Genomic DNA, 7,643 nt, shown 5'->3' on the forward strand with positions numbered 1-7,643 from the left:
GATCGTGGTGGCGGCGTTCTTCGCGCGCGATCGCGCGCGGCTGACGCTGAGCCTGATCCCCTGGCAGCTGCTCATCTTCGTGACCGGGCTGTTCCTGGTGGTGCCTACGCTCAGCAGGTACGGGCTGGCCGACCTGATGCGCTGGATGATCGGCGCCGGGGGCGACCCGTACCGGACGGCCGCGGTCGGGGCCGGGCTGTCCAACCTGATCAACAACCTGCCCGCCTACCAGGCGCTGGAGGGGGTCATCCCGGTCAGCTCGCGGGACCAGTTGCTGGCCCTGCTGGTCGGCACCAACGTGGGTCCCGTGATCACGCCGTGGGCGTCGCTGGCGACGCTGCTGTGGTTCGAGTCGTGCCGCCGCCACGACGTCCAGGTGCCGATGCGCCGCTTCCTGGGCACCGGCACGGGCCTGGCGGTCGTCGGCGTGGTGGCCTGCGTGTGGGCCCTCGTGCAGTTCGGCTGACGGGTTTGGCTGATCAGGCGGCGACCAGCTCGTAGGCGCCGGCCACCGCGCCGAGCGCCCAGCGCATCCGCGTGACGTAGGTGTCGGGGTGGTCGCCGGCCTCCTGCGCCACGTACGCCGCGCACCAGGACGCGTCGCCGCCGCACGCGCACAGCCGCTCGTCCACGGCCTCGCGGATCTGGAACGGGGACAGCTCGTCGGACGGCTGCAGCGCGGTCGAGAAGAGCACCTGCGCCAGCTCGGTCGTGTTCATCATGTCGGGCTCCTCTCGCCGTGCGCCGTGTTCTCGCGGCGTCTCTAAATAGACATCGAACGAGAGCGGAACTCATCGACAAAAGACACACAGTTTCTGTGGATTTTTTCCCAGAGATCCCTGATCAAGGGAGTAGGGAGAGCAGGTCCGGCATCGCCCGCGGATGGGCGGCCACGAAGCTGCGGTCGTCGGCCGTCCCGTCGAAGCCCTCCTGGAACGGGCCGCCGTCGAGCGCCCGGATCTCGATGCCCGCCTCCCGCGCGATCAGCGCCCCGGCGGGCAGGTCCACCGCCTCGGCCCGGTAGCCGATGATCCCGTCGATGTCGCCCCTGGCCAGCATCGCCCACGACAGCAGCGGTGCCCACAGCTGCAGCACCCGGCGCGCGCGCAGCTCCATGGCCTGCTTGATGGCCCGCGCGGCGGCGTCGCCCCTGGGCACCGCGTACCCCTGCGTCCAGGCCAGCAGCGGCCCGTGCGGGGAGGGCCGGTACGGCGGCGCCAGCCGCGCCCCCGAGGAGGTGACGGCGCCGCAGCCGCGGATCGCCGACCACGTCTGGGCGGAGACGGGATCGTGCACCACGCCCAGGACGGGACGCCCCGAGCGGCACAGGGCCACCCCCACGACGTACGCGGGCAGGCCGATGACCACGTTGTTGGTGCCGTCGAGCGGGTCGACCAGCCACGTCCACTCGCCGCCGGCCGCGCCGATCAGCCCCGACTCCTCGGCGATCACCGAGTGGGAGGGGAAGGCGGTCAGGATCCGCTCGACCAGCAGCTTCTCCGAGGCCAGGTCCAGCTCGGTCACCACGTCGCCGGAGCCGCCCTTGGAGCGCGTCCCGAGCGCGCCGCGGGTGCCCGTCGCGAGCAGGCCGCCCGCGGCCTCGGCGGCGGCGACGGCGACCGCTCGCGCGTGATCCAGGTCCATCGGGCACCCCTCAGGTCAGGTGGTCGGCCATCAAACGTACGGCGAGCGCCGTCTCCTCGTCGTCGAGCGGCTGCCTGAACACGTGGTGCCCGGCCGTGTCGAGCGGCCCGAGCGACAGGTCGCGGCTGCCCGGCCGGCCGCTGCCCAGCGCGATCGTGGCCGCCTCGCCGCCCTCCGGCACCACGCTGCTGTGGAAGCGGCCCGCGGCCAGCGTGTACGTGTCGCCCGCCCCGAACACCTCCACCAGCCCCGTCTCGTGCCGCACGGTCCGGCCGGTGGGCGTGATGCGGTCGCCGCCGGCCGAGCTGACCACCTCGAACACCCGGTGCGTCGCGTCGCGGCCCGCGTCGGTGACCAGCACGTGCACGTTGCGCATCTGCCCGTACAGCACGTGGCTGACCAGGTCCCAGCTGTGGCAGTGGATGCCCGACGTGGTGCTCGCGGCGGGCCCGAACGCGCCGGACCACAGGTGCAGGCAGACGCCGTCGCCGCCGTCGCGCTCCAACGGCAGGCAGACGAAGCCGAGCGGGTGCCGCACGGCCCGCAGACCGCCCTTGGACAGCGCCTCCAGCGCCCACGGCCGGGCCCGGCCCCGGGCGAACTCCTCGTGGACGGGGTTCACGGCCCGTACGGGTCCACGGCGCGCAGCGCCTTGCGGGCGATGTCGACCACGTCGCGGTCGTCGTAGGAGCGGGGCAGCGGCACCGAGATGCGGGCGAACAGCTCCTGCACCTCCTCGACCGTGGGCTCGTCGCTTAGCGGCACCTTCTTGTACATCTCCAGCGGCACCAGCCGGGCCTGCTCGAAGCTGAGCCGCAGCTCGGTGTCGCAGTTCTCGTAGTAGAAGGTGTCGGCCAGCGCGGTCATCGCCCGGTTGGGGTCCTCGACGGTCATGATCAGGCGGGTGGCCGAGACGTCCCACCGGAACGTCGTCATCGTCGAGGACAGCCCCACGCCGATGTCCAGCAGGCCGTAGCGCTGGCGGTGCCAGAACGCGGCCAGGATCGTCGCGTAGGACTCCTTCCTGACCCGGTCGACCGTCCACGTCTCGCCGGTGCCGTCGGGGGTGTCGGACAGCGAGCGGCGATAGTGGGCGTAGGTCTCGCAGACCTCCAGGTTGGACGGGTCGATGACCTCGATCCGGACCGTCAGGTGGCGCTTGATCTTGCGGGCCGCGGCCACGCACTCGGGCAGCGTGACGGCGCGCATGTAGGTGCCGGTGCCGCCCTTGAAGCTCCACCGCGTGGTGTCCTTGCGGGCGTCGGCGAGCGCCTGCGCGATCTCCTGCCTGCTGACCAGCACCCTGACGAGCTGGAGCGAGTCGAGCGCCCGCCGGGTGCCCGAGACCAGCTTCTCGATGTCCTCCAGCCGGGCCAGCCGCACCGGGAGCTGGGCGAGCGCGCCGGAGGTGATCGTCTCCTCCATCGGCGTCTGGCGGGCGCGGTCGCGCAGCAGCGCGGTGGCCACCAGCGCCAGGATCACCAGCGTCGCCGCGCTGACGAGCTGCCCCTGCACCTCCGAGCCGTTACGGCCGAAGATCTCGTCGGGCATGATGCCGAGCACGCCCACCACGATGGCCAGCCCCAGGGCGATGGCGCCGTCGGCGTTCTGGGCCGCCCAGGGGGCGAACCGCTTCAGGGCCGCCGTGAACCGTGCCATCCCTCGCCCCGTATCCCCGACGATCAGTCGCCTTCATCGTAACGAGCGGGCCAAGCGACTGCCAGCACACGAAAAGGGGCGGCGCAGGGCGCCGCCCCTTACCCGCACGGTCAGGCCGGGCGAGTCAGGCCGGGCGAGTCAGGCCGGGCGAGTCAGGCCGGGCGAGTCAGGCCGGGCGGGCTAGAACCAGCCGCGGTGCCGCGCCATGGCCTCCAGGCCGTGCTGGAGCGCCTGGTCGGCCGAGCCGGGATGGTCGTCGTAGCGGACCGTGAACCGGTTGTAGGCGTCATGGCTGGAGGTCAGGAAGCCACCGCGTTTGTCCGCCTCCAGGATGACGTCCATCTGCCGCGGCCCGGCGATGAACGTCAGCTCCAGCTCGTTGAAGTGGCGCCGCCACTGCCCGCCCGCGTAGTACTCGATCTCCTGGAAGAACGGCATCGTCGAGCCGCGCAGCGTGCCGCGTTCCAGGTCGGCCTTCTTGAACCGGAAGCCCAGCCTGTCCAGCGCGGCGATCACGTACTCCTGCGCCGGCAGCGGGTTGACGAACAGCGGGTCCAGGTCGCCCTTGTCCATCGCGCCGGCCAGCGCCAGCTCCGTCTGCACGCCCAGCCGCATCCCGTGCAGCGGGTGGCCGCCGATGGCGCTGATCGGCGTCTCCCACGGGATGACGATCTCGAACGGCTGGCTGTGCTGCGCGCCGGCGTTGAGCTGGAACGTCCCGGCCACCTGCCGGCGCAGGAAGCCGTAGGTGGTCTTGTACTCCTCGCCGCCGCGCTCCACCTCGACCACCGCGGTCAGGTCGAGGTAGATGCCCTCGACCTTGTAGTCGGCGCCGCCGCCGCGGAAGTGCACCACTCCGCGCATCGTCTCGCCGGGCCGTACGCCGGTGCCGTTGAGCACCGTGTCCACTTCGACGCCCGCGCCGAACGCGGCCATCAGTTTCCGGAACACCATGGGGTTCTCCTATGACGCGGGGTTCTTCTCACCGTTGGGTGTGCCCGAGAGCCTGGGGAGGAGCTGGGCCAGCAGCAGGGTCGACAGCGCGGAGTCGCCCGTGCCCTGCTGGGTGCGGACCACCAGCGGCTGCGGGGCGTTCTCGGCCAGCTTGGCGCCCACGTCCAGGCGCCTGCGGGCCAGCTCGTACTGCAGCACGGCCCGGTTGTCGCGGTAGGAGTCGGCCAGCCTGCGCAGGGCCTTGGCCTCGTTCTCGGCCGCCGTCAGCTCGGCGCGGCCGCGGGCCTCGATCTCCCAGCGCACCCGCTGCGCCTCGGTCTCCTGCTCCTCCAGCATGCGCGCCACGTCCTTGCGCGCCTTGTTGTGCGCGGCCTTGACCTCCACGACGCGGGCGTCGCGGGTCTTCTTGGAGCGCTCGATCTCCATCAGCAGGGTGTCGATGCGGCGCTTCCTGGTCAGCTCCCACTCGCGCTCGTAGGCCGACAGCTCCTTGGCGACCTTCTCCCTGGTGGCCAGGTGCTGCTGGTACTGGTCGGGGAGCTGCACGTCCGGGATGTTGGCGCCGGTGACGCGCACCCCGTAGCGGCCCAGCTGCCGGTTGAGCGCCTCCTGCATGTCGCCGACGTCGGAGCCGCGCAGGTCGTAGGCGCGCTCGGTGTTGACCCTGCGGCTGCGCTGCCGGATCGCGTCCTGCACGGCGCTCGACAGCACCAGGTCGAAGTTGCCCGCGCCGATCGTCCGGACGAACGCGACCGGGTCCACGATGCGGAACTTCAGGAAGAACTCGATCGACTTCAGCGGCACGTTCTCGGCCGTCGGGCAGGCCACGATCGGCGCCGAGTACGGGATCTCCGTGGAGGTGTCGACGACCGCGTCCACCCGGTCCCACGGCAGCCACAGGTAGTGGCGGCCGGGCGGCAGCGTGCCGGTGATGGCGCCCCAGCGGCTGCGCACGCCGGTGGTGCCCTCCTCGATCTCGATGATCGCCCGCCGCCACATCCAGATCAGCGCCACGACCAGGAAGAACACCGCCGCCAGCGAGGCCGTCAGCACCATGGTGCCGGTCGCGGCCATCCCCGCCAGATACACGGCGAAGAAGATCAGTGTCATCCAGGCGAAGCCGCGCCGGTCCTTGGGGATGACGACCGGGACGAGCTGGCCCTGCTCGCCGCCCCGCAGGAGCTGGCGGATGTCGGACCAGGAGGCCAGCGACTCCTTGATCTTCGAGAACTCGCGGCTCATCGGACCTCACCCTCGATGCTCGGCAGCTCGCCGGCCACTTCCGGACCCTCCGCCACTTCCTCGGCGACCTTTCTCAGCAGGATGGCGATCTCCGTCTCCCTGCCCTCCACACGCTTGGCGATCTCGGTCAGCCTGGCGCGGATGGCGGCCATGTCCTCGGGCGAGAACAGCGCCGCGCCCTTGCCGCCCACCAGCTGCTGGGCCAGGGCCAGGAAGTCGATGTCGGTCTGCTCGCCCACCTGCACCACCTGCGGCAGCCGGGCCGAGACGGACTCCAGCTTGTCCAGCAGGTCCTGCTGGAAGCGGTAGTCGAGGATCTCCGGCGCCTCGGCCGCGCTGAGCGCCCTGATGTCGAGCGCCTGCGCCTCCAGCAGCGCCGAGTTGGCGTTGGCCGAGGACTCGGCCTCGACCAGGCGCTGCCTGGCCTGCGCCTTGGCCTGGTGGGAGGCGCGTTCCAGCGCGGTGTCCATGCGGGCCTGGTAGCCGGCGATCTCGGCCTGGATCGCGCTCAGCGTCTCCTGGAGCCCGGCCAGCTCCTTGACCAGGTCGCCCTCGTTCTGCTCCTTGCGCAGCTGCAGCTCGTACTCGTAGGTGTAGGCCTCCTTGGCGACGCGCACCATCTCGGGCGCGGCCAGGTCCATCCGGTACTCCTGGCTGGACGGCTCGGCGTGCGTGATGTTCACGTCGGTGAGGCGTACGGCGGGCAGGAACTGCTGGTTGAGGTTGTCCAGCATGCCCACGGTGCTCTCGCCCACCAGGTCGTAGATGTCCTCGGCGCGCTGGGCGTAGATGAGGGAGCGGGTGACCTCGCTGATGGCGTTCTGCAGCTTGGACTGGAAGCCGCTGACCGAGCCGAGCACGAAGATGAACTCCGCCGGGTTCTCGATCCTGAACTGCAGGAACAGGTCCACGCTCGCCTTGACGCCCTGCTGCGTCGGCGCCTCGCGGATGGGGGCGTTGAACGGGTACTCGCGGGTGGTGTTGACGATGTAGCTGACCCGCTTCCACGGGTTGAACAGCGTCACCCTGCCCGGGTCGGCGATCTGCACCAGCTTGCCGAACTTCGTGATCAGCGCCTTGCAGCCCTCGGGCACCATCACGACGCTGCGCCGCCACCACAGGAACGCGGCCGCGAGCACGAGCACGACCCAGTAGTGCGGGCCGAAGAACAGATCGGTGTTGGGTATGACGTTGCCGAGCGCGCCGATCAGGCCGAGCACGACCAGGATGCCCAGCGGCACCACCACCTTCGCCGTGCTGCCCTTGGGGATCACGACGGGGGATATGACGTGCATGCCGTTCTCGGCGAAACTGCGGTTGATGATCTCCCCGGCCTCGTTCAGTGACGCCGACCGGGCCTCTATCAGGGTGCCCACGGACACCCCGCCGTCGCGGGCGGCGGCGAAGTCGTGGGGATTGAGGGCGAAGCCCTGGGCCTGGGCCTGGCCGGCGTACTGGCTCGCCTGGTCCATGGCCTGGCCGACGGCCTGGCGTAGGTCACCGCCTTGGGCGACCGCCTGGGCTATGCCCTGACCTGCTTGGATGAACGCCTCTCTGGGTCGCGACATCGCACCTTCCTTTTCCGCTACAGGCGATTTCGACCGTATCGGGTGTGACTTACTGTTCGCTTGCAATGCCATGTCACAGGTCTATTGCGCTCAATAGCAGGTGTGCTATCAATGTAGTAGACCTACTACGGGAGGGCCGATGAAGGCATTGACCGAGGTCACCACGTCGACGGCACCCGGGCGGGAAGCCGCGGTCATCGACGTACGTGACCTGCACATGCGCTACGGGACGCGGGAGGTCTTACGAGGGGTCGACTTCGCCGTGCACCCGGGCGAGGTGATCGCGCTGCTCGGCCCGAACGGCGCGGGCAAGACGACCACGATCGAGATCCTGGAGGGATTCCGGGTGCCGGCCGGCGGCGAGGTCAAGGTGCTCGGCACCGACCCCGTCCACGGCGACGAGCGGTGGCGGGCCAGGGTCGGCGTGGTGCTCCAGTCGTGGCGCGACCACGGCCGCTGGCGGGTCCGCGACCTGCTCGACCACCTGGGCCGCTACTACACGCCGTACTCCACCCCCGGCAGGACCCGCCCGCTGGCCACCGACGAGCTGATCGAGGCGGGCGGGCTCACCGAGCA

9 protein-coding genes are annotated in these 7,643 nt (G+C 70.6%); 2 read left to right on the forward strand and 7 right to left on the reverse strand.

Annotated elements, in window-relative coordinates:
* On the forward strand, positions 1–466 hold a 466-nt coding region (locus KME77_RS09730), incomplete at its 5' end, for an SLC13 family permease (protein ID WP_281424089.1).
* A 13-nt stretch (positions 467–479) separates the two neighbouring features.
* On the opposite strand, the gene KME77_RS09735 is transcribed toward KME77_RS09730, so the two are convergent.
* From KME77_RS09735 to KME77_RS09765, 7 genes are all read right to left on the reverse strand, one after another.
* Entirely contained in the window at positions 480–722 is a 243-nt protein-coding gene (locus tag KME77_RS09735) for a hypothetical protein (RefSeq protein ID WP_219464331.1), read from the reverse strand.
* A gap of 121 nt (positions 723–843) precedes the next feature.
* The gene (locus tag KME77_RS09740) at positions 844–1,644 is read right to left on the reverse strand and encodes an inositol monophosphatase family protein (RefSeq protein WP_219464334.1); all 801 of its coding nucleotides are present in this window, start codon (positions 1,642–1,644) and stop codon (positions 844–846) included.
* A 10-nt stretch (positions 1,645–1,654) separates the two neighbouring features.
* Entirely contained in the window at positions 1,655–2,266 is a 612-nt protein-coding gene (locus KME77_RS09745; protein ID WP_219464341.1) for a hypothetical protein, read from the reverse strand.
* Positions 2,263–3,303, reverse strand: coding sequence for a hypothetical protein (locus KME77_RS09750; RefSeq protein ID WP_246609512.1), 1,041 nt, complete (start codon positions 3,301–3,303; stop codon positions 2,263–2,265). Before KME77_RS09750 ends, KME77_RS09745 begins: the two co-directional genes overlap by 4 nt.
* Before the next feature lie 180 nt (positions 3,304–3,483).
* Positions 3,484–4,257, reverse strand: a complete 774-nt coding sequence (locus KME77_RS09755) for a sporulation protein (protein ID WP_219464343.1) — start codon at positions 4,255–4,257, stop codon at positions 3,484–3,486.
* Between the two features lie 9 nt (positions 4,258–4,266).
* Positions 4,267–5,499, reverse strand: a complete 1,233-nt coding sequence (locus KME77_RS09760) for an SPFH domain-containing protein (protein WP_219464354.1) — start codon at positions 5,497–5,499, stop codon at positions 4,267–4,269.
* Positions 5,496–7,067 (reverse strand): SPFH domain-containing protein, encoded by a 1,572-nt coding sequence (locus tag KME77_RS09765; protein WP_219464361.1) that lies wholly within the window; start codon positions 7,065–7,067, stop codon positions 5,496–5,498. Before KME77_RS09765 ends, KME77_RS09760 begins: the two co-directional genes overlap by 4 nt.
* A 139-nt stretch (positions 7,068–7,206) precedes the next feature.
* Here KME77_RS09765 and KME77_RS09770 point away from each other — a divergent pair.
* Positions 7,207–7,643 (forward strand): ATP-binding cassette domain-containing protein (locus KME77_RS09770; protein WP_219464363.1); only part of this gene is annotated, 437 nt, incomplete at its 3' end.

Source organism: Nonomuraea rhizosphaerae, from assembly GCF_019396405.1.
GTDB lineage: Bacteria > Actinomycetota > Actinomycetes > Streptosporangiales > Streptosporangiaceae > Nonomuraea > Nonomuraea rhizosphaerae.

What these genes read in the sequence shown, in the direction of transcription:
- KME77_RS09765 (WP_219464361.1), bottom strand. Translation starts at nt 7,067, where the DNA reads ATGTCGCGACCCAGAGAGGCGTTCATCCAAGCAGGTCAGGGCATAGCC.
- KME77_RS09735 (WP_219464331.1), bottom strand. Translation starts at nt 722, where the DNA reads ATGATGAACACGACCGAGCTGGCGCAGGTGCTCTTCTCGACCGCGCTG.
- KME77_RS09750 (WP_246609512.1), bottom strand. Translation starts at nt 3,303, where the DNA reads ATGGCACGGTTCACGGCGGCCCTGAAGCGGTTCGCCCCCTGGGCGGCC.
- KME77_RS09755 (WP_219464343.1), bottom strand. Translation starts at nt 4,257, where the DNA reads ATGGTGTTCCGGAAACTGATGGCCGCGTTCGGCGCGGGCGTCGAAGTG.
- KME77_RS09760 (WP_219464354.1), bottom strand. Translation starts at nt 5,499, where the DNA reads ATGAGCCGCGAGTTCTCGAAGATCAAGGAGTCGCTGGCCTCCTGGTCC.
- KME77_RS09740 (WP_219464334.1), bottom strand. Translation starts at nt 1,644, where the DNA reads ATGGACCTGGATCACGCGCGAGCGGTCGCCGTCGCCGCCGCCGAGGCC.